This window comes from Rahnella sp. RcJ3 (assembly GCF_009498575.1).
Taxonomy (GTDB): domain Bacteria; phylum Pseudomonadota; class Gammaproteobacteria; order Enterobacterales; family Enterobacteriaceae; genus Rahnella; species Rahnella aceris.
Genome location: NZ_QSNX01000001.1, coordinates 381,805 through 403,376, shown reverse-complemented (window position 1 = coordinate 403,376; position 21,572 = coordinate 381,805). Strand labels below are relative to the sequence as shown.

Annotated in this window: 21 protein-coding genes and 1 riboswitch; of the genes, 4 read left to right on the top strand and 17 right to left on the bottom strand. The window is 54.5% G+C overall.

Annotated elements, in window-relative coordinates:
* Positions 1 to 218: 218 nt before the first annotated feature.
* The 3 genes from pbpG to DXU84_RS01900 form a co-directional block, all read right to left on the bottom strand.
* Complete coding sequence (pbpG, locus tag DXU84_RS01910) at positions 219 to 1,157, bottom strand: D-alanyl-D-alanine endopeptidase (protein WP_015690223.1); 939 nt, start codon at positions 1,155 to 1,157, stop codon at positions 219 to 221.
* Between the two features lie 227 nt (positions 1,158 to 1,384).
* Complete coding sequence (dusC, locus tag DXU84_RS01905) at positions 1,385 to 2,317, bottom strand: tRNA dihydrouridine(16) synthase DusC (protein WP_015690224.1); 933 nt, start codon at positions 2,315 to 2,317, stop codon at positions 1,385 to 1,387.
* A gap of 58 nt (positions 2,318 to 2,375) precedes the next feature.
* Positions 2,376 to 3,821 carry an MFS transporter gene (locus tag DXU84_RS01900; RefSeq protein ID WP_153374651.1) on the bottom strand — a complete coding sequence of 482 codons (1,446 nt, stop codon included), beginning with the start codon at positions 3,819 to 3,821 and terminating at the stop codon, positions 2,376 to 2,378.
* A 121-nt stretch (positions 3,822 to 3,942) separates the two neighbouring features.
* Here DXU84_RS01900 and DXU84_RS01895 point away from each other — a divergent pair, with 121 nt between their 5' ends.
* Positions 3,943 to 4,590: a metalloregulator ArsR/SmtB family transcription factor gene (locus tag DXU84_RS01895; protein WP_013576370.1), complete on the top strand. Its 648-nt coding sequence runs from the start codon at positions 3,943 to 3,945 to the stop codon at positions 4,588 to 4,590.
* A 66-nt stretch (positions 4,591 to 4,656) separates the two neighbouring features.
* On the opposite strand, the gene rhlE is transcribed toward DXU84_RS01895, so the two are convergent.
* Positions 4,657 to 6,069 carry an ATP-dependent RNA helicase RhlE gene (gene rhlE / locus DXU84_RS01890; RefSeq protein WP_013576371.1) on the bottom strand — a complete coding sequence of 471 codons (1,413 nt, stop codon included), beginning with the start codon at positions 6,067 to 6,069 and terminating at the stop codon, positions 4,657 to 4,659.
* A 377-nt stretch (positions 6,070 to 6,446) separates the two neighbouring features.
* Here rhlE and DXU84_RS01885 point away from each other — a divergent pair, with 377 nt between their 5' ends.
* A complete protein-coding gene (locus DXU84_RS01885; protein ID WP_153374649.1) occupies positions 6,447 to 7,649 on the top strand; it encodes a multidrug efflux MFS transporter in 1,203 nt (400 codons plus the stop codon).
* 210 nt (positions 7,650 to 7,859) lie between these two features.
* Here DXU84_RS01885 and DXU84_RS01880 read toward each other — a convergent pair whose 3' ends face one another.
* The 6 genes from DXU84_RS01880 to moaA all read right to left on the bottom strand — a co-directional run bounded on the left by DXU84_RS01880 (position 7,860) and on the right by moaA (position 11,409).
* Positions 7,860 to 8,570, bottom strand: a complete 711-nt coding sequence (locus DXU84_RS01880) for a Bax inhibitor-1/YccA family protein (RefSeq protein ID WP_013576373.1) — start codon at positions 8,568 to 8,570, stop codon at positions 7,860 to 7,862.
* Between the two features lie 118 nt (positions 8,571 to 8,688).
* Positions 8,689 to 9,141, bottom strand: coding sequence for a molybdopterin synthase catalytic subunit MoaE (gene moaE / locus DXU84_RS01875; RefSeq protein ID WP_015690227.1), 453 nt, complete (start codon positions 9,139 to 9,141; stop codon positions 8,689 to 8,691).
* Position 9,142: 1 nt separating this feature from the next.
* Entirely contained in the window at positions 9,143 to 9,388 is a 246-nt protein-coding gene (moaD, locus tag DXU84_RS01870) for a molybdopterin synthase sulfur carrier subunit (RefSeq protein ID WP_013576375.1), read from the bottom strand.
* A complete protein-coding gene (gene moaC / locus DXU84_RS01865) occupies positions 9,385 to 9,876 on the bottom strand; it encodes a cyclic pyranopterin monophosphate synthase MoaC (protein ID WP_013576376.1) in 492 nt (163 codons plus the stop codon). The genes moaD and moaC overlap by 4 nt, the downstream gene beginning before the upstream one ends.
* Before the next feature lie 2 nt (positions 9,877 to 9,878).
* On the bottom strand, positions 9,879 to 10,391 hold the full coding sequence (gene moaB, locus DXU84_RS01860; protein ID WP_013576377.1) for a molybdenum cofactor biosynthesis protein B: 513 nt from the start codon (positions 10,389 to 10,391) through the stop codon (positions 9,879 to 9,881).
* Positions 10,392 to 10,422: 31 nt separating this feature from the next.
* Positions 10,423 to 11,409, bottom strand: a complete 987-nt coding sequence (gene moaA / locus DXU84_RS01855) for a GTP 3',8-cyclase MoaA (protein WP_015690228.1) — start codon at positions 11,407 to 11,409, stop codon at positions 10,423 to 10,425.
* Positions 11,399 to 11,555, bottom strand: a riboswitch (molybdenum cofactor riboswitch). Its footprint overlaps the gene before it by 11 nt.
* 263 nt (positions 11,556 to 11,818) lie before the next feature.
* Between moaA and yvcK the strand changes: the two genes are divergently transcribed.
* Positions 11,819 to 12,727, top strand: coding sequence for a uridine diphosphate-N-acetylglucosamine-binding protein YvcK (yvcK, locus tag DXU84_RS01850; RefSeq protein WP_153374647.1), 909 nt, complete (start codon positions 11,819 to 11,821; stop codon positions 12,725 to 12,727).
* A gap of 64 nt (positions 12,728 to 12,791) precedes the next feature.
* Here the strand turns inward: yvcK and DXU84_RS01845 are convergent, their stop codons facing one another.
* The 3 genes from DXU84_RS01845 to uvrB all read right to left on the bottom strand — a co-directional run bounded on the left by DXU84_RS01845 (position 12,792) and on the right by uvrB (position 15,798).
* Complete coding sequence (locus tag DXU84_RS01845) at positions 12,792 to 13,316, bottom strand: isochorismatase family protein (protein WP_015690230.1); 525 nt, start codon at positions 13,314 to 13,316, stop codon at positions 12,792 to 12,794.
* A gap of 40 nt (positions 13,317 to 13,356) precedes the next feature.
* Positions 13,357 to 13,725 (bottom strand): VF530 family DNA-binding protein, encoded by a 369-nt coding sequence (locus tag DXU84_RS01840; RefSeq protein ID WP_013576381.1) that lies wholly within the window; start codon positions 13,723 to 13,725, stop codon positions 13,357 to 13,359.
* Positions 13,726 to 13,791: 66 nt separating this feature from the next.
* Positions 13,792 to 15,798: an excinuclease ABC subunit UvrB gene (gene uvrB, locus DXU84_RS01835; RefSeq protein WP_013576382.1), complete on the bottom strand. Its 2,007-nt coding sequence runs from the start codon at positions 15,796 to 15,798 to the stop codon at positions 13,792 to 13,794.
* A 1,156-nt stretch (positions 15,799 to 16,954) separates the two neighbouring features.
* Between uvrB and DXU84_RS01830 the strand changes: the two genes are divergently transcribed.
* Positions 16,955 to 17,665, top strand: coding sequence for an ABC transporter ATP-binding protein (locus tag DXU84_RS01830; RefSeq protein WP_153374645.1), 711 nt, complete (start codon positions 16,955 to 16,957; stop codon positions 17,663 to 17,665).
* Positions 17,666 to 17,669: 4 nt separating this feature from the next.
* On the opposite strand, the gene bioD is transcribed toward DXU84_RS01830, so the two are convergent.
* From bioD to bioB, 4 genes are all read right to left on the bottom strand, one after another.
* Positions 17,670 to 18,350: a dethiobiotin synthase gene (bioD, locus tag DXU84_RS01825; RefSeq protein WP_121020046.1), complete on the bottom strand. Its 681-nt coding sequence runs from the start codon at positions 18,348 to 18,350 to the stop codon at positions 17,670 to 17,672.
* A gap of 135 nt (positions 18,351 to 18,485) precedes the next feature.
* Complete coding sequence (gene bioC, locus DXU84_RS01820) at positions 18,486 to 19,277, bottom strand: malonyl-ACP O-methyltransferase BioC (protein WP_013576385.1); 792 nt, start codon at positions 19,275 to 19,277, stop codon at positions 18,486 to 18,488.
* Positions 19,261 to 20,412, bottom strand: a complete 1,152-nt coding sequence (gene bioF / locus DXU84_RS01815; RefSeq protein ID WP_015690233.1) for an 8-amino-7-oxononanoate synthase — start codon at positions 20,410 to 20,412, stop codon at positions 19,261 to 19,263. The genes bioC and bioF overlap by 17 nt, the downstream gene beginning before the upstream one ends.
* Before the next feature lie 3 nt (positions 20,413 to 20,415).
* Positions 20,416 to 21,453, bottom strand: a complete 1,038-nt coding sequence (gene bioB, locus DXU84_RS01810; RefSeq protein ID WP_013576387.1) for a biotin synthase BioB — start codon at positions 21,451 to 21,453, stop codon at positions 20,416 to 20,418.
* Between the last annotated feature and the right edge of the window lie 119 nt (positions 21,454 to 21,572).

The window sequence follows — 21,572 nt, the reverse complement described above, 5'->3', positions numbered from 1 at the left end:
ATAAGGAATATCATTGGCTTAGCCGGATGGCCGATGACGACTGAAGGTTATGTTAAGGAGAAAACATGAAAATTATTCTGTGGATCATCGCCATCATCTTTATCGTCGGCTTACTGACCCTGACAGGGGTGTTTAAACTGATTTTCTGACCACGTTGTCTGTCCCTGCAAAACAAAAAGTCCGGCATCTGGCCGGACTTTTTCATTTCAATCATCTGCTCAATCATCCGCCTCTTCGACGGAAGGCTGCGTTTTCTGCTGCTCTTTCTGCTTACGGTAGTTTTTGGCAATCTGTGGAACAGGCACTGCTTTGCCGGTTTCCATCCAGGTGCGCAGGCGGTTGGCATCGGCAAAGGCCGTAAATTTCCCGAAGGCATCCATCACGACCAGTGTAACGGGCTTGCCGTTAATGGTGGTACGCATCGCCAGGCAATGGCCGGCTTCATCGGTGTAACCGGTTTTGGTCAGCTGGATATTCCACGACGGATTCATGATCAGATGGTTGGTATTACGGAACGGCAATGCGTACGCCGGATGGCTGAAGACAGCCGTTTTTTCAGCAGTCGTACTTAGCTGACCGATCAGCGGATAGCGCTGTGAAGCCAGCAGCAGCCGTGTTAAATCACGCGCGGTGGAGACGTTGCGCGGCGACAAACCGGTCGGTTCAGCATAATGCGTATGGGTCATGCCCAGCGATTTCGCCTTCGCATTCATAGCATTGATAAATGCAGAATAACCGCCCGGATAATGTGCCGCGAGACTGGCCGCAGCCCGGTTTTCTGAGGACATCAGCGCCAGTTGGATCATCTGACGACGGGTAATTTCACTGTTCAGTTTCACGCGGGAGAACACGCCACGCATTTCAGGTGTATTACTGATATCGATATTGATCACTTCGTCGAGTGGCAGATTCGCATCAAGCGTCACCATCGCGGTCATCAGTTTGGTCAGGGAGGCAATCGGCCTCACCTCATCCGGATTTCGGGAATAAATCACTTCGTGGCTTTTCAGATCCACCACCATGGCACTGCCGGAAGCAATTTGAACGATCGGGGCGACGGCCGGCTCATGCTTTGCAGCGGTGGCGGCAGGGGCAGACAACATGCCTGTATTTAAGGCTAATAAGCTCAGAACCAAAAGACGGATTTTCACATGCATTGCTCTGTATTTAGAAAGTTGTCATTAAGATATGTCGTAACAGCGGGCGGAATTATAAGTGAGGCGAAAAGTCTTAGCACCCGCAATTTTCAATTCTATTTGTCACAAAGTCTGTCACCACCACCCACAGACCGTGGAACGACGAGTAAGTGAACACTTGCGTAAGAATGCACTGAAAAAATAAAGGGACGCTCAGAAAGCGTCCCTTCGAAATACACAGGTGAATATTATTGATTGTCGATCAGATAACCAATCTCCTTCGACGTCTTCAGCACGCGCACTTCAGTAAATAACTCTGTCGCCTCTTCGTACTCTTTACGCAAATAACTCAGCCACTGTTTAATGCGCGCAACGTGATACAAACCGGTATCGCCCTGCTTTTCCAGACGGGTGTATTTCTGCAACAACGTTATTACCTCCGGCCACGGCATACGCGGTTCGTTGTACTTCACCACACGGCTGAGATTCGGAATATTCAGCGCACCACGCCCGAGCATCACGGCATCACAACCGGTGGTGTGCAGACACGCCTGGCCGCTTTCGTAATCCCAGATTTCACCATTGGCGATCACCGGAATACTCAGGCGTTGACGGATTTCGCCAATCGCAGCCCAGTTAATACGTTCCGGCTTGTAGCCGTCTTCTTTGGTACGCCCGTGCACCGTCAGTTCCGTTGCACCCGCCTGCTGCACGGCATCTGCAATTTCAAAACTGTGTTCCAGCGAATCCCAGCCGAGACGCACTTTGACAGTCACCGGTAAGTGAGCGGGCACCGCTTCACGCATGGCTTTGGCGCCCTGATAAATCAGCTCAGGATCTTTGAGTAACGTTGCGCCACCGCCACTGCCGTTAACCAGTTTGGACGGGCAACCGCAGTTGAGATCGACACCGTAAGAGCCCAGTTCCACCGCACGGGCGGCGTTTTCGGCCAGCCATTGCGGATACTGACCGAGTAGCTGAACGCGCACTAACGTGCCCGAAGACGTGCGGCTGGCATGATGTAATTCAGGACACAAGCGATAGAAGGATTTGGCGGGAAGCAGCTGATCCACCACGCGCAAAAACTCGGTGATGCACAAATCGTAGTCGTTTACTTCTGTGAGAAGTTCACGAACCAGAGGATCAAGCACACCTTCCATCGGAGCCAGTAATACGCGCATCGCAGTTCAACCCTTAAAAATGACGCGCAAGATTACCGCAAGGCCCGCCGCCGGGCAATTACCCCTGAGACAAATCGCCGCTTAATGAGGTTTTCGCCCTGCCCTGCAAGCGTCTGACTCTGACGGAGCGCCAGGCAATCCACACCGCCAGAAGCGCAGGCACAGCAAACAGCAGGAACATCCAGAATGCCGCGCTGGCTGCACCGCTATCCCCCTTATCAACGCCTGCAAAGTTAGCCACCGTTCCGGCTAACGCCGCGCCAAGCGCCGCCGCAAAAGATTGCACCACGGTTATCGACGCACCGGCTTTTTCGCGATCCTCTTCCGGTGCCTGTTGCAGAACGCGGGTCAGCAAATGCGGCCAGCCGAGGCCAATCCCAAAACCGGCCAGCGTCAGCCCGAGCACTACGCCACTGATATTCAGCCACGGCAGGCCGAAAGCGACCGGTACGGTGAACAACAGTAAAAGCAAACCGGCAGCCAGGATCAGTGGCCCGCAGATAATCGCGCCATCCGCGCGACGGCCTGTCCAGCCGGAACTGGCCACTTCACTTAATGTCCAGCCCGCGGCCGCCGCGGCAGTGATGTATCCGGCAGCCAGCGGGGTCTGACCGTGTAAATGTTGCAGCAGATACGGCACAAACAGTTCGCAACCGAGGCCGATAATCAACAACGTCATCACCAGATACAGGCCATAGAGCGGTGAGGAACGGCGTAAAGCGTTGCGCGGCAGCAGTCTGACATCCGCCGTAAATTCGCGGTGGCGCAAGATTAAAATCATCACCACCGCGACCACGAAACCGAGCAAGTTAATCAGCCCTGATGAAGACAGGCTGCCCGCCGATACCACTAACACTGCGCCGGTCAGCAAGGCCAGTTGCATCAGCGGCAGCGGTTCGTCCGGCTGCCGGTCGTGCCGGGATTTTGGCAAAATCCGCCAGACCCACACCCCGAACAGCGACGTCACCGGCAACAGCAAACCAAACGCCCAGCGCCATGCATGCAGTTCGGCGAAGATACCCCCTACCGCCGGGCCGACCAGCGTCGCAATGCCCCACATCGCCGAAATCAGCGCCATGGCGCGCGGCCAGAGAGATTCTTTAAACAGGAGGTTGATCATCGCGTAGGAGAGTGCGAACAGGAATCCGCCCCCCAGCCCCTGCAGCGCCCGTCCGAGCAGCAGCACCGGCATATTCGGCGCGGCGGTACAAATGGCGGCACCGGCAATAAAAATAGCGGTCGCCATCAGATAGCTGCCACGCGGCCCGGCGGTGCGCATCAATCGTGCAGAAAGTGCTGAGCCGAGAATGGAACACACAACGTACAGCGTAGTGTTCCAGGCATACCACGCCAGCCCGCCGATATCCTGCACAACGGAGGGTAAAATCGTGATGACGATGTAGCTGTTAGTCGCATAAAGCGCGACACCTGCGCTCAGGGTAATGGCACTGCCCCGGTTTTCGGCGCTGAATAAATCCGCCCATCCGTTATGACTTCCCGACATTTTCTCTGCATCCCTTTGGTTTGTACTGTCCACGCATTGAAGCGTGCTGTGGTTATGATATGATTAAAACAAGAAATAACTTGGAATATTTTTTACGTAATCTAGAACCCGTCGAGGCAATATGTCAAGCAATGACCTGGAAAATAAAAATGACGTACGGCAAAGCGTCGCAGAGCGTTTACTGATGCTGCTGAAAACCCACGGGCAACTTCAGGCCAGCGATGCCGGCCATCTGCTGGGTACCACAGGTGAAGCCGCGCGCCAGCAGTTTGTGAAGCTGGCGAAGGAAGGACTGGTGGAAGCCAAATCTGTCTCACAGGGTGTCGGACGTCCGGCGCAGTTCTGGCAACTGACCGCCGCCGGTCATGCGCGATTTCCCGATGCCCACGCTGACCTCACCGTACAACTTTTGCAACTGATCCGCACCTCTCTGGGGGATTCGGCGCTGGATCAGCTCATCACCTCGCGGGAAAAAATCACGCAGGAACACTACCGCCAGGCGATGCTCGGGGCGGTGTCGATGGAAGACAAATTGCAAAGGCTGACGGATATCCGTACCCGTGAAGGCTATATGGCGGACTGGAAAATGCAGGAGGATGGCAGTTATCTGTTTGTCGAAAATCACTGCCCGATTTGCGCTGCCGCAGCTACCTGTCAGGGATTTTGCCGTGCGGAACGCGATGTATTCAGCGATGTGCTGAACGCCAGTGTCGAACGCACCGAACATATTTTGCAGGGTGCACGCCGTTGTGCGTACGTGATTCGTTAGATTACCCGCGAAAAAAAACCGCCTTCAGTGAAGGCGGTTTGATTGCATTACAGGGGATCCGGAAACTTATTTGTTGCCGCTGCCTGCATTGCCGGTGCGACGCTGGCCTGCATGGGCAGGACGCGAACGTGCCGGACGGTTCTCAGCTGAACCACGGTTTTCTGAACCCCGGTTTTCAGACGTGCCGCTGCGCTGACCGTTACCGCCCTGACGCGGAGCGCCTGAACGTGGAGCACCCGTACGCGGTGCGCCAGGACGCTGGCCCTGACGTGGCGCGCCACGACCACCACCGCCGCCGCTGCCCTGACGACCATTGATGATCGGCTCAGCTTTGATGCTCGGATCGGGCTCGTAACCTTCCAGTGCGATGCGAGGAATTTCACGTTTCAGCAGACGCTCGATATCACGCAGCAGTTTGTGTTCGTCCACACACACCAGAGAAATCGCTTCACCGGTGGCTTCCGCACGACCGGTACGGCCGATACGGTGAACGTAATCTTCCGGTACGTTTGGCAGCTCATAGTTGACCACGTGCGGCAACATATCGATATCCAGGCCACGCGCAGCGATGTCTGTTGCCACCAGAACACGGACAGAACCGGCTTTAAAATCAGCCAGTGCACGGGTACGTGCGCCCTGACTTTTGTTGCCGTGAATAGCAGCAGCCGTGATGCCATCTTTATTGAGTTGTTCGGCTAAATGGTTTGCACCATGTTTTGTCCGGTTGAACACCAGCACCTGTTTCCAGTCGCCTTCACCGATCATCTGAGACAGCAATTCTCTTTTGCGTTTCTTATCAACAAAATGAACGCTTTGTTCAATTTGCGCAGAAGCGGTGTTACGACGCGCGACTTCGACAGAGGCCGGGTTGGTCAGCAACTTGCTCGCCAGACCTTTAATCTCATCAGAGAACGTCGCGGAGAACAGCAGGTTCTGACGCTTGGCAGGCAGTTTTGCCAGCAGGCGACGGATATCGTGAATGAAGCCCATGTCCAGCATGCGGTCGGCTTCGTCCAGCACCAGAATTTCAACCTGAGATAAATCAACAGCACGCTGATGTTCCAGATCCAGCAAACGACCCGGCGTTGCGATCAGCACATCCACACCACCGCGCAGTTTCATCATCTGCGGGTTGATGCTCACACCACCAAATACCACCAGAGAACGCAGGGTGAGGTATTTGCTGTAGGCCTGTACGTTTTCACCAATCTGCGCCGCCAGCTCACGGGTTGGGGTCAGGATCAGCGCACGAACCGGGCGACGTCCTTTGAATTGCGCGTTGGTATGGCTGAGCATATTGAGCAGCGGCAAGGTAAAACCAGCGGTTTTACCGGTACCGGTCTGCGCACTCGCCATCAGGTCACGGCCTTCCAGCACGACAGGAATAGCCTGACGCTGAATAGGCGTAGGTTCGCGATAGCCCTGTTCTTCAACAGCACGCAAAATTTCGGCACTTAAGCCGAGGGAATCAAATGACATATAAGGAAAAGCTCCAGTCCACTCTAACCCGAACGGGGTTCGGTGCAGTTTCAAGAGTGGATGATCAGACGAGGCAAATGAGGCATTACCACGAGGATTCGGCACAAACTGCAGTGCGCCAGTTGGGGCGATAGTAGCACAAAACGCCGCTCTGCGTGAAGTTATCTCCTTCAGGCCTGTAACTGATGGTTACAGCCGCAGATTCTGGTAACAGTTTCAGGCCGCATAATCTGCCGCGATAATCCGAAACTTTGACACAGGATAATCAATTATAAACCTGATGAATGGGTTCCCACTTTTTGCGTCCCACTTCACAGATTTGATTGCTATGCTTCTTTTCTCTCACTCCTCTGTCCATAAGGCTACATCGCTGCAACATGGAAACCTGGAAAGTAAATTTAATCTCCGTCTGGCTGGGCTGTTTTTTTACCGGCATGGCGATGAGTCAGATCCTGCCTTTTTTACCCCTTTATATCGAACAACTTGGCGTAACGTCTCATGAATCCCTGAGCCTGTGGTCAGGGCTGGTATTCAGCGGCACGTTCCTGGTTTCCGCCATCGTTGCGCCGTTGTGGGGCAGTCTGGCTGACCGCAAAGGCCGCAAACTGATGTTGCTGCGCGCCGCGCTGGGGATGGCGATTGTCATGATGTTGCAGGGGTTCGCCACCAACGTCTGGCAGCTTTTCATTCTGCGCACACTAATGGGCCTGACGTCCGGGTATATTCCCAACGCGATGGCGCTGGTCGCCTCGCAGGTCCCCCGCGATAAAAGTGGCTGGGCGCTCGGCACGCTGTCTACCGGTCAGGTATCCGGCGTGATTATCGGCCCGCTGCTCGGCGGCTTTATGGCTGACCATCTGGGCCTGCGCACGGTGTTTTTCGTCACCAGCGGCATGCTGTTTATCAGCTTTCTGATCACATTATTTTTGATTAAAGAACGCGTGGTGCCGGTCACCAAAGCCAACCGTCTGAGCGGCAAAGCCGTATTTACTACGCTGCCCTACCCGTGGCTGATTGTCAGCCTGTTCGTCACCACCATGATGATTCAGCTCGCCAACGGTTCCATCAGCCCGATCCTGACACTATTTATCCGCGAACTGTCATCGGATACCAGCAATATCGCCTTTATCAGTGGCGTGATTGCCGCCGTGCCGGGCGTTTCCGCGCTGATGGCCGCCCCGAAACTTGGCAAGCTCGGCGACCGCATTGGCGCGCATCGCATTCTGATTGCCGCGCTGGTTTATTGCTTCATTCTGTTTTGCCTGATGGCACTGATCAATACACCGACCCAGCTCGGGATCCTGCGTTTCATGCTCGGTTTCGGCGATGGCGCGCTGATGCCTGCGGTACAGGCGTTGCTGGTGAAATACAGCAGTGATCAGGTCACCGGCCGGATATTCGGTTACAACCAGTCTTTTATGTATCTCGGGAATGTGGTCGGGCCGCTGATTGGCTCAAGTGCCTCGGCACTGCTTGGCTTCCGCTGGGTGTTTATCGTCACGGCGATACTGGTGCTGTTCAATACGGTGCAGGTTTGGTGGAGTTTTCGGCAGGTGCCGACGGGGCGGGTCAGGTTTTGATTTGCTCCTCCCCCTGCGAAGGGGGAGGCCGGGAGGGGGTTTTAAGGGCTGACACCATTATCCCTGCACACTTCAGCTTTCATTTTTTGATCTTAATACCCCACCCCAACCCTCCCCTTCGCAAGGGAGGGAGCTAATAAACCTAACCTGTCAGCATAAAAAAAGGGACACTTCTCAGTGCCCCTTTCTCATATTTGAAATCAAAAAACCTTACCGGCGGTTGCCGAAGATCCGCAACAGCATCAGGAACAGGTTGATGAAATCGAGATACAAGGTCAGTGCGCCAACAATCGAGTATTTACGAAAGTTATCGCGGTCATCCGCTGACAACTGCGCACCCATATTTTTCAGCTTCTGCGTGTCATACGCCGTCAGACCGACGAAGATCAGCACACCAGCGTACGAAATGATGTTCGCGAGGCCGGAGCTTTTCAGCCACATGTTCACCAGTGATGCCAGCACCAGACCAATCAGTGCCATGAACAACATGCTGCCGATCCCGGTCAGGTCGCGCTTGGTCACGTAACCGTAGACACTCATTGCGCCGAACATACCGGCAGCGACGATGAACGTTCCAAAGATTGAATCACCGGTGTAGACCAGAAAAATGCTGGAAAGCGTCAGACCGGTCAGTGCGGAATACAGCATAAACAGGCCGGTGGCGACCGTGCCGCTCAGGCGATTCACCATGCCGGAAATCACGAACACCAGCGCCAGTTGCGCGATGATCAAGCCGAAGAAAGTAATCTGGCTGGAGAAAACAAAGCTCATGATTTTTTCAGAGCCGGAAGCGTACCAGGCCACAAATGCGGTCAGCAGCAAGCCACAGAACATCCAGCCATACACTTGCGCCATGTACGCCTGAATGCCGGTATTCGCGCGTTCAACAATTGAACCGTTACTGCGTGGATATCGATCCATGATGATTACCCTTTTGCATGGAGGATGAAAAATGAGGCCAAAACAGCCTCCCGATTTGTAAAGCGTATCACAGATAGAGAGAAAAGCATGGGAGGTCTGCGTATGGTTGAGGCGCTATTTACCAGCGCGCCGCCGCCTCTTTATCACTGTCGCGGGCATCGACCCAGCGATCACCCTCTTCTGTGGCTTCACGCTTCCAGAACGGCGCGCGGGTTTTCAGATGATCCATAATGAATTCATTGGCTTCAAAAGCCATGCCGCGATGTGCGCTGGTCACGCCGACAAACACAATTTCATCGCCCGGATACATGGGTCCGACGCGGTGATAAACAGACACACGTTGCAGCGGCCAGCGGGTACGGGCTTCAGCAACAATCTCAGCCAGCGCTTTTTCGGTCATGCCCGGATAATGTTCCAGCGTTAAGGCGCTGACATGATTACCCAGATTATGATTACGCACTTTGCCGGTAAAGGTGACCACAGCACCGTCGGCGTCCGATTGCGCCAGCCAGTTGTACTCATCACCCACGCTGAACGGCGCGGCATCAACAACAATTTTCGTCTGATCCATCTCAGCCCCCGGTGACCGGCGGGAAGAACGCCACTTCATCGCCCGCACGCAGCGGATGCGCCATCGTGGTCAGCGTCTGGTTAACCGCCACCAGTAATTTCCCGGATTCCAGCGCCAGTGCCCAGCGGTCGCCGCGTCCGGTGAGCGAAGCGCGCAGCTCCTCAACCGTGGCGAAATCAGCAGGGAGTTGCAGACCGGAGGTGCCGGTCAGTTCGCGTACCTGCGCGAAGAACAGAATGTCGATCATACTTCCACCTTACCTTCCGCCTTAAAATCTCCTGATTTACCGCCGCTTTTCTCCAGCAGGCGGATCGGGCCAATCACCATATCTTTTTGCACGGCTTTGCACATGTCGTAGATAGTGAGTGCCGCCACAGAAGCCGCCGTCAGCGCTTCCATTTCCACGCCGGTTTTACCGCTCAGACGGCAGCGGGATTCGATGCGCACACGGTTATGTTCCGGCTGTGCTTGCAGATTCACTTCCACTTTGGTCAGCAGCAGCGGATGACACAGTGGGATCAGATCCCAGGTTTTCTTCGCCGCCTGAATGCCAGCGATACGCGCCGTAGCAAACACATCACCTTTATGGTGATTGCCGTTGATGATCATCGCCAGCGTGTCAGCGGCCATTTCAACAAAAGCTTCGGCGCGGGCCTCGCGGACCGTTTCGGCTTTACCGGAAACATCCACCATGTGAGCGTCGCCGGACGCATTAATATGGGTCAGTTCAGACATACTTATTTCTTCAAATGTGGAGTGAAATTGCACGGCCCCTGACGGGCATCGAGCTGCGCTTCAATAATGTTGTCCCAGGCGGTCTGGCAGGCGCGGGTTGAACCGGGCATAGCGAAAATCACCGTCTGGTTGGCGATGCCGCCGATGGCGCGCGACTGAATCGTCGAGGTGCCGATATCTTCAAACGACACCATGCGAAACAGCTCGCCAAAACCTTCGATTTCACGGTCAAACAAAGGCTTCAGCGCTTCCGGCGTATTGTTGCCCGCGTTAAAACCCGTGCCACCGTTGACCAAAATCGCCTGAATCTTTTCATCCGCAATCCACGCAGATACAACAGCGCGGATGCTGTAAATGTTCTCTTTGACAATTTGCTGCGCGACGACATGATGGCCGCCTTCGGTCACCGCTTCTTTCAGGTAATGCCCGGACGTGTCTTCAGCGTCGGTTCGGCGGTCAGAAACCGTCATGATCGCGACAGATAAAGGCAAGAACTCTTTACTGGCTTTGCTCATCAGTTTGCTCCTTAAACGATCAGTACCGGGTTTAGCCGCCGATAAACGACAGGTTCTGAGTAATTCCGGTATTGCCTTCATGCAGGAAGTGGGTTTGTTTTTTACGGCTGAGGCCGCCCTGAATGCGGTCCATCAAATCGTCCTGTTGCATGTCGTCGGCTAATAAATCGCGTAACGGAATGCCTTGCTCGCCGAACAGACACAAATGCAGATTGCCAAGGGCAGACACACGCAGCCGGTTGCAACTGGCGCAGAAGTCTTTTTCGTACGGCATGATCAGACCGATTTCACCCAGATAATCCGGATGACTGAAGACTTGCGCGGGGCCATCGCTGCGTGAGCGAAGTTGTAACTGCCAGCCCTGACGCACCAGTTGTTCGCGCAGCACCTCACCGGAAACGTGGTGTTTGCGGAACAAGTCGCCGCCGTCGCCGGTTTCCATCAGTTCAATGAAACGCAGCTGGATCGGACGGGTTTTTATCCAGTCGAGGAAGGTATTCAGGCTGGCGTGATTGACATCGCGCATCAGCACGGTATTGACTTTCACCTTGCTGAAACCGGCGTCAAAGGCCGCATCTATACCCGCCATAACGTCGCGGAATTTATCCTGACCGGTGATGGCGTGAAACTGGCGGGCGTCGAGACTGTCGACGCTGACGTTGATGTTGGTCAGACCGGCATCGCGCCATTTATCGATATCACGCGCCATGCGATAACCGTTAGTGGTCACCGCGAGGGTTTTGATGGAAGGATTTTCGCGCACTGCGGCAATGATCTCGCAGAAATCGCGGCGCAGCGACGGCTCTCCACCGGTCAGGCGCACTTTTTCCGTTCCCAGACTGGCGAACGCGCGGCTGACCCGACGGATTTCATCGAGCGAGAGAAAGCTTTTATTGCTGTGTCCGTGCGGCTTGTAGCCATCCGGCAGACAATAGGTGCAACGAAAATTGCACACATCTGTGATCGACAGCCGCAAGTAATAAAACTTGCGGGCAAAAGCATCAGTAAGTTGAAGCACCTTAACACCTTTCCAGATACGGGAGATGCGGGCATTTCTGCCATGCACCCTGGTGACTTTCGTCACGGCCAGGGCTCCATATTGTTTCTGTGGGAACGACGTCAGAAAGGCAACTTAGGAACCAGGGCTAGGAGTTGATTCATGCCGTCCGTAGCGGATCGAGAATGAATACGGGGGTAACGGGGGATATTCTAACGCCGCAAAGTCCTGAACGCCAAGATGGTTTTTCGTTATGTATTTTGATACATAACGATTTTTTACGACAAAAGGCTGCATTTTCAACGCTGAAACTGCCCGGTTTTTAATGTCCTGAGAGTGGCGTGAAGGGATAACATCTTGTTGCAAAATTAGGTAAAATCCGCCGCAGAAAACGATGTAAACCCGCCGCTCCCCATTTGAAAGGAAAACCATGCGCAACCGAACATTAGCAGACCTCGACCGGGTGGTGGCATTAGGCGGAGGTCACGGGCTGGGCCGTGTGATGTCTTCACTCTCGCTGCTGGGTCCGCGCCTGACCGGCATTGTGACGACCACCGATAACGGCGGTTCGACTGGCCGTATCCGCCGTTCCGTTGGCGGCATTGCCTGGGGTGATATGCGCAATTGCCTGAATCAGCTGATCACCGAACCGAGTCTGGCGTCGGCGATGTTCGAATACCGTTTCAGCGGCCAGGGCGAGCTGGATGGCCATAATCTTGGCAATCTGATGCTGCGCGCGCTGGATCATCTCACCGTGCGCCCGCTCGAAGCGATCAATCTGGTACGAAGCCTGCTGAAAGTCGACGCAGAACTGATCCCGATGTCAGAACAGCCGGTCGATCTGGCGGCCATTGATGCCAATGGTGAACACGTCCACGGCGAAGTCAACGTCGATAAACTGGCACAAATTCCGCGCGAACTGCGGCTGGAACCCCAGGTGCCGGCCACGCGCGAAGCGTTACAGGCCATTGCTGAGGCAAATCTGATCCTGATCGGGCCGGGGAGTTTCTTTACCAGCCTGATGCCGTTGTTACTGATGAATGATCTGACAACCGCGCTGCGCCGCAGCCGGGCGCATATCGTGTATATCGGAAATCTGGGGAAGGAACTGAGTGTCGCCGCCGCGTCGCTGACGCTGGACGACAAACTGGATATGATCGAGAAACGCATCGGCCGCCGCGCCGATGCCGCGATTGTCGGGCCGAAAGTCAAAATCGGCGGAAGCGCCACTGAACATCTGATTATTCAAAGCCCGCTCGAAGCCAGTGATGTGCCCTATCGTCATGACCGCGACATGTTACGCATGGCGATTGAAGAGGCGCTGCAAAAAATGATCTGATTGGTAAACATCAGAGATAAGAAAGGCCGCGCGATGCGGCCTTTTTTGCGTCCGAAAACTGAATTTACTGCCAGTCAGCCAGGATTTCCGCAGTGGTTTTTACCGTTACCGGATTTCCCGGCACAGATAACTCACGCCACACTTCATTATGCTGCCCGATCAGTTGCTGCGCCGTCGCGTGTGTGCGATCGCCGGTAGTGTGCGCATCTGACGCAACCGTCACGGCATAGCCTTTGCTGGCAGCGATTTTGATGGTGGTGTCTACGCAATAATCCGTTGCACAACCGCAAAGGGTAAAACGGGTCGCATTCAGTTCCTGCAGAACGTTATCGAGTGAAGTGCGGTAGAAGGAATCACAGGCGGTTTTAGTCACAGAAATCGCGCCTTCCGGCTGATGCAATTCCGGTAATATCTGCCAGAATTCGCTGCCTTCGGTCATTTCACCTTCAGCGTGCTGAATGAAAATAACCCGCCCTGCCCGGTCAATCAGCTGATTAATGCGCTCAGCCCGTCCGCTGCGGTCATAACGCGGGGAAGCGAACACCCCGTTTTGCATATCCACCACGATAAGAACATGTTGCTCTGACACGATCCTTCCCCTCAAATGAACAGAATGAAATGCGCGTAAATTACTTTTTCACCAGCGGATGGTTATTCCACGGGCTGTCGGCAGCCGGTTTGGCGGTGCTGACTTTTGGCTTTTGCGGAGCCTGTGCTGAGAGCGGTGTGCGGCGCTTGCTGCGGGTCATATCCGGGCGCAGATGACCTTCAATGAAATCCAGATACAGCGTTTCCACTTCCTTACGCGCCCACGGCGTGCGGCGCAGAAATTTCAGGCTGGATTTCACACTCGGGTCGCTTTTGAAGCAGTTGATATTCACCTGTGAGGCCAGCGCCGGCCAGCCAAAGTTATCCACCAGCGTTGTCAGCAGTTTTTCCAGCGTGACGCCGTGCAGCGGATCTTTCGCTGCGCCAGGGTTTTGTGGTGTATCAGTCATTGGCTCGCTCTTCGTTAAAATGTCTGGGTCATGATTTTTAAGCCGCGCAGTCTACCACCCTTCTCGTTACGAAATCGCAATAAACTGCTCACGCAGGGCATGCAACTCGTCGCGCGTGTTGGCCGCCTCTTCGAATTCCAGATTTTGCGCGTGCGCATACATCTTGCTTTCCAGCTCTTTGATGCGTTGCTCCAGCGCTTTCGGCGTAAGCGATTTGAAGGTTTGCGCCGCTTCGGCATCGCGTTTGTCTTTGTTCTTTTTGGTTTTCGGCTGACCGAGTTGCAGGATGTCGGAGATCTTCTTGTTCAGCCCCATCGGCGTGATGCCGTTTTCGAGGTTGTACGCTTCCTGTTTGGCGCGACGTCGTTCGGTTTCTTCAATGGCGCGGGCCATTGAATTGGTAATTTTATCACCGTACAGAATCGCTTTACCGTTGAGGTTACGTGCCGCGCGGCCGATGGTCTGGATAAGCGAACGTTCAGAACGCAGGAAGCCTTCCTTGTCCGCATCGAGAATCGCCACCAGCGACACTTCCGGCATGTCCAGCCCTTCGCGCAGTAAGTTGATGCCGACCAGCACGTCAAATTCCCCCAGACGCAAATCGCGGATAATCTCGACGCGCTCGACGGTATCGATATCAGAGTGCAGGTAACGCACCTTCTCGCCGTGTTCCTCCAGATACTCAGTCAGATCCTCGGCCATACGCTTGGTGAGCGTGGTGACCAGCACACGCTCGTTAATCGCCACACGCTTGCGGATTTCAGACAGCAGGTCATCAACCTGCGTGGTTACCGGTCGCACTTCGATGATCGGATCCAGCAAACCGGTCGGACGCACGACCTGATCGACCACATCGTCACCGGATTTCTCCAGCTCGTATTTGCCCGGCGTGGCCGAGACATAAATACTTTGCGGCGCCAGGGCTTCGAATTCCTCAAAGCGCATCGGGCGGTTATCCAACGCTGAAGGCAGGCGGAAACCGTATTCCACCAGCGTTTCTTTACGCGAGCGGTCGCCTTTGTACATACCGCCGATTTGCGGAATGGTGACGTGCGATTCATCGACAATCAGCAGGCCGTCAGCCGGCAAATAATCAAACAGCGTCGGCGGCGGCTCGCCCGGCCCGCGGCCAGACAGATAACGTGAGTAGTTTTCGATACCGGAGCAATAACCCAGCTCGTTCATCATTTCGAGATCAAACTGCGTACGCTGGCTGATGCGCTGTTCTTCCAGCAATTTGTTGTTGGCCAGCAACACTTTGCGGCGATCCGCCAGTTCGACTTTAATTTCTTCCATCGCCTGCACAATACGTTCGCGTGGCGTGACGTAGTGCGTTTTCGGGTAGATGGTGAAACGCGGCACTTCATGCTGCACCTGGCCTGTCAGCGGATCAAACAGCGAAAGGCGTTCAACTTCCTGATCAAATAACTCAATGCGCAGCGCCAGATCGTCCGATTCCGCCGGGAACACATCAATCACTTCGCCACGCACGCGGAAAGTACTGCGCTGGAAAGCCTGATCGTTGCGTGCATATTGCAGTTCCGCCAGACGGCGCAGGATCGAACGCTGATCGATAATCATCCCTTTGGTCAGGTGAAGCATCATTTTCAGGTATAAGTCCGGGTCGCCCAGACCGTAAATCGCAGAAACAGAGGCCACCACAATGACATCGCGCCGTTCGAGCAGCGCTTTGGTGGCAGAAAGACGCATCTGCTCAATGTGTTCGTTCACCGAGGCGTCTTTTTCGATAAAGGTATCGGAACTCGGAACATACGCCTCAGGCTGATAATAGTCATAGTAAGAGACGAAATATTCGACGGCGTTTTCCGGGAAGAACTCTTTCATCTCGCCGTATAACTGTGCGGCCAGCGTTTTGTTGGGGGCAAGCACCATCGTCGGACGGTTCAGATCCGCAATCACATTCGCCACGGTAAAGGTTTTTCCTGAACCGGTTACCCCGAGCAATGTCTGGTGCGCCAGTCCGTTCTCCAGCCCTTCTTCCAGACGGCGTATCGCCTCAGGCTGGTCACCTGACGGTTTAAATTCGGAATGCAGTTTGAACTCTTTACTCATGACGGGCTACCTGACTGAAATGGGAATGCATAGGGCCGTGCGCGCTGAACGGGTGAACAGTTTGCGGAAAAATAGTATGAAAGACTTCGCGATTTTTGCCAGCCCTGATTTTACCTTCGCTATAATACTGTATATAAAACCAGCTTCCAATCGATAAAAAGTGTTGGCGTTTTAACGTGCTGTCGAGGCTGCACTTTTTTAGGATATGACGAATGAGAATTCTCACCATCAGATGACATTTTTTCCCAAAATCCGCATTCCCTCCATTTTCTGACCACAGGTTGACGAAGATTGACACAACTATGACGAACGAATTACGGCTGTATTGCTTTTAACTAACTCGTTGATTAAAAACAGTATCATTAAAAAGCTGCGAATACGGGCAAACTAAGCGGAACCCGCATGCTGACTCGCCTGTAGCAACTTTTCTCACTCTCATACACAAGGTTATCCACAGGAATAGTGGATAAGTCCCAGCACGCCCCGCGCTGCGGGAGTTGGTAAAAAACTGAATTTTGCCTTCCGTGGGTCTGAAAGGTCTTTTTTAGTTATTTTTTATCTTTTTTATCTCCTTATTTATGCCTATTTTGCCTAAATTTCTGGGCTGATGTTTCTTGCAAAAAACAAAAGTGCATCTCACCAGAATTTTTTGCTCACGTTTGTCCATGTGTTTGCACCAAAAACAGTGAAGACGGCACTGGCAAAGTGCAGTTCAGCCTGGACTACTCCTTATGGGGTAATCTCAAAAACCTCAGAAATGCTAATGAATAATCCGAAATCATCAGCGGCGCGCCTGTTAACACCCCTGTAACTTCTCTTTCCCTGGCCGTTTTTACAAACTTGGCCTGAGAGTTGCAACGTCTCTGCATGTGGAGGTTGCGACAGCCGGAACTGCTTTTTTCGCCCCGCCATAAAAAATGAGAATTTCCCTGCTTTCAGGCAGGAAAAATCATTTTTAGCGCAAGGAAATGCCCCTTAACCCCATTTATCACTGATTAAGGGGGATTTATCTGTAATTGATGCTGTCAGGTTAGCCGTCAACAAACGGAATTAAATTCTGCGTTGGGGCATTAACAGCGGAACATAAATGTCAGAAATATGACAGTGGCCGTCAAAATGAAGTTCAGCGGAAGGCTCCGTGCGGGAGGGAGGTCTGATGTTAAGTGTAAAATCAGTTAATCAGTATTATGGGCAAAAACATATTCTGTGGGATATCAATCTCGAACTGTACCGCGGTCAATGTACCTGCCTGATCGGGCGAAATGGCGTGGGAAAAACCACGCTGGTGAACTGCATCATGGGGCATCTTCCGGTGAAAAGCGGCGCCATCTCCTGGCAGTCGCGTGACGAAGAGCCGCAAAGTCTGCTGAATTTTCCGGTCGAAAGCCGCGCGCAAATGGGGATTGGTTATGTGCCACAGGGACGGCAGATTTTTTCGCAGATGAGCGTCGATGAAAACCTGCAAATCGCCATGATGGCCAGCCGGAATAAGACCCGTCGCGTGCCGGAAGAGGTGTATGACCTGTTTCCGACATTAAAGGAGATGGGGGCGCGCAAAGCCGGTGAGCTCGATGAAAGCCAGCAGCAGCAACTGGCAATCAGTCGTGCGCTGGTTCAGGAACCTGAATTACTGATTCTGGATGAACCGACCGAGCACACCAGCGCATCGATGGCGGCAAACATGGGCAATATCATTCACCGCCTGAACCGTGATCTCGGCCTGACATTGTTGCTGGTCGGTCATAAACTGCCGTTCATCCGCAGCGTTGCCGACCGGTTCTGCCTGGTCGACGGCGGACGCAACATCGCGCAAGGCACACTGGCGCAGCTTGACGATACATTAGTCAAAAATTATCTGACCGTCTGACGTCTCATGCCGTGAGACGGTTAAGATGAAGATACTGTCCCAAATTAACGTCAGTTCCGGCACTCAGGTACGGGATCTCGCCCAGCAAAGGCGCAGGCAGCATACGCGTGAGCGTATCCATGTATGCCTGATGATGCTTCCCCGTTTCCTGTACGTCGTTAGCTATCCAGCCCGCCAGATGCAATCCGCTTTGTGCGATGGCCTGCGCCGTCAGCACGGCGTGGTTAATGCAACCCAGCCGCATGCCTACCACTAACACTACCGGCAACTGCTCGGCGATAACCCAGTCAGCAAAGGTATAATCTGCCGTCAGCGGTGTGTACCAGCCGCCTGCGCCTTCCACCACCACCCAGTCCGCCAGCGGTTCGAGATGACGTAATCCGTCTGATAGCACCCGCGGATCAATCGGCCGTTTTTCCAGTTCGCTGACGATATGTGGCGAAGTCGGTTCGATAAAGGTGCAGGGGTTCACTTCGTCATAACGCAGCCCGACGGTGCTGTAAGCCTGTAACGCCAGCGCATCACTGTTGCGCGGGCCTTCGCCGGTCATTTCACTGCCGGATGCCACCGGTTTGTATCCGGCTGTTTTGTGTCCTGCCTGCGCGGCAGCCTGCAAAAAAGCGGTGGTCGCGACGGTTTTACCGACTTCAGTGTCGGTGCCGGTAATAAAGTATTTTTGTTTCATGAAAAGCCTGGTGTTGGTTTTAGCTCCCTCCCCTGCGAAGGGGAGGGTTGGGGTGGGGTATTAATGGCAACTCTGACTTTCAAGTTGCCTGCAAAACCCCCTCCCAACCTCCCCCTGCGAAGGGGGAGGAATAAATCAGCGTGGGATCAGTTCTTCGACCTGCAAAATGCCGTAGACCAGCCGGTAGTTGAGCGGCAGGATGCCGTCGCGGCGGACATAGTGTTTGTCCAGCAATTGCAGACGTTCACGCCCGCCCAGACCGCCGAGGCGGCCATTTTTGATGTGCGTCGCACCGATGCCTTTCAGCGAGCGCAGCAGCGACATCACATCGGGGAATTGAGCAACATGATCGCTGAAGGTCACATCATGGCGATACGGCGCGCAGGCTTCGGCGATTTTGTCCGGCGTCAGGAACTGATTCACGTGACGTCGGCCATCGACCTTCATCCATGCCGCGGCCAGCTCATTGAGCGAACCTTCTGCCAGCGTGGAAAACAGCACCAGCCCGCCGTTGCGGGTGACGCGGTGCATTTCTTCCAGTGCGCGTGGCAGCGCGTTACACCACTGCACCGCCAGATTGCTGAAGCAGATATCGACAGAGTTGTCGGCAAACGGCAAACGTTCGATGTCGCCCGGCACGTATTCATCAGCAGAATCCAGCTCACGGGCGCGATTTAACATGCCCTCAGAGAGATCCAGCGCAATGACATTTTTACCCTGCGCACGCCAGTAACGGCTGAAGTGGCCGGTGCCACAGCCCGCATCGACGACAATCTTACCGGCGTCTTGCAGATACGGCGCAGCCAGCGCCAGTAATTCCTCACCCACATCACGCTGCAACTGCGCGGCGTTTTCGTAACTGATGGCGGCACGACTGAACGCATCGGCCACCGCTTGTTTGTTCACTAATTCAGTGACTGCACCCATGAAGGGACTCCAGCAAAAAATCGATATCTTCCGGCTCATGCGCCGCTGTCAGGGTAATGCGCAGCCGCGCACTGCCCGGTGGCACCGTCGGTGGACGGATGGCGCTGACCCACAATCCGCGATCGCGCAAGGTGGATGCCAGATCCAGCGCGGGCTGGTTTTCACCCACAATCACCGGCTGGATCGCCGTCTGTGAACCGGTCAGCGGATACGGCAAACCGGCGGCACCCGCGCGAAAACGGGCAATATTGGCGGCCAGTTTATCACGCAGACCGTCATCCTGCCGGACTCGTGCCAGTGCAGCCTGTAACGCGCACACCTGCGCGGCGGGCATCGACGTGCTGTAAATCAGATGGCGGGCAAACTGCAACAGGTAATCGGCGGTAGCATCATCACACAACACCGCCGCGCCGCTGCAACCGAAAGCTTTTCCGAATGTGACCACCAGCAGTTCCGGCCGGATGCCCTGTTGCCAGCAACTGCCGCGCCCTTCTTCACCGGTAACGCCCACACCGTGCGCGTCATCGACCATCAGCCAGCTACCGTGCGCTTTGGACAAGTTATGCAGATCAGCCAGCGGCGCGGCGTCGCCGTCCATACTGAATACACCTTCGGTCACCACCAGCGTTTCACCGGCTACCGGTTTTTCCAGCAGGCGCTGCAGGGAATCCGGCTGATTGTGGTGAAAACGCCGCAACTGCGAAGGTGCATGGGCTGCGGCTTCCAGTAAAGACGCGTGACTGAGTTTGTCAGCCAGCACGCGATCCTCAGCCTGCATCAGCGCCGCGAGAATCGCCTGATTCGCCGCAAAACCGGAGATAAACAGCAAAGCCCGCGGATATCCCTGCCACTGCGCCAGTTGTTGCTCAAACGCGGCATGCACCTCGCTGTAACCGGTGACGTGTCCTGAACCGCCGCTGCCGACACCGTATTTAGCCGCGCCCTGCTGCCACGCGGCGATCACCTCAGCGTCCTGACTCAGGCCAAGATAATCGTTACCGGAAAAATTCAGATAACGCCGCCCGCCCTGCGTCAGAAAACGCGCACTGCCGCCCTCATTCGGCTGCCGTACACGAAATGCCGCCGCCTGTTTGCGCGCCGCCACCGCGTCGTTGATCCGCGTTTGCCAGCTCACCGGTTATACCGCAGCGTTGTAGAACTGATCGGTATCGGCGTGGACCAGCTGCTCGGCAAGCGCGGCCTGCTGCTGGTTATCGCCCATTTCTGTTTCAAATGACTGCGGGTTAAGCCCCAGCTTGCCGAACAGAATCAGGTCTTTATCTTCTGCCGGGTTTGGCGTGGTCAGCAGTTTGCAGCCGTAGAAGATGGAGTTGGCACCGGCCATAAAGCACATCGCCTGGGTCTGCTCACTCATCTGCTCACGTCCGGCAGACAGACGCACATAAGATTGCGGCATCATGATGCGCGCGACCGCGATCGTGCGGATGAAATCAAACGGATCCACATCGTCATTATCCGCCAGCGGCGTACCTTTCACTTTCACCAGCATGTTGATCGGCACACTTTCCGGCGGCACCGGCAGGTTCGCCAGTTGCATCAGCAAACCGGCGCGGTCTTTGACGGTTTCACCTAAACCCACAATGCCGCCGGAACAGACTTTAATGCCCGCACCGCGCACTTCCGCCAACGTATCCAGACGTTCCTGATAGCTGCGGGTCGTTATGATGCTGCCGTAAAATTCCGGCGAGGTATCAAGGTTATGGTTGTAGAAATCCAGCCCGGCGTGCGCCAGACGCTGTGCCTGCGTAGTGTTCAGCGTGCCGAGGGTCATGCAGGTTTCCATGCCCATTTCTTTCACGCCCTGCACCATCTGCTCGAGGTACGGCATGTCACGATCGTGCGGGTTTTTCCACGCCGCGCCCATACAGAAACGGGTTGAACCGGCGGCTTTCGCCTGTCGGGCAGATTCGAGCACCTGCTCGACTTGCATCAGACGTTCAGATTCCAGCCCGGTTTTGTAACGGGAACTTTGCGGGCAATATTTACAGTCTTCGGGACAGGCACCGGTTTTGATCGACAGCAAGGTGCTGACCTGAACCTGTCGCGGGTCAAAATGCTGACGGTGAATTTGCTGCGCTTCGAACATCAGCTCCAGGAATGGCTTATCGAACAGGGCCTGCGTTTTTTCCAGCGTCCAGTGGGTGCGGGCAGTCATTGCGACTCCTTTAAAAAGTGTTCAGTTGTATTTTTTTCATAATCCGTAAACCATTTTTAATTTGTTTTGGTTTACCGTCAACGTTAAAATTATTTTTTAGTTTACAGCTTACGCCTCAG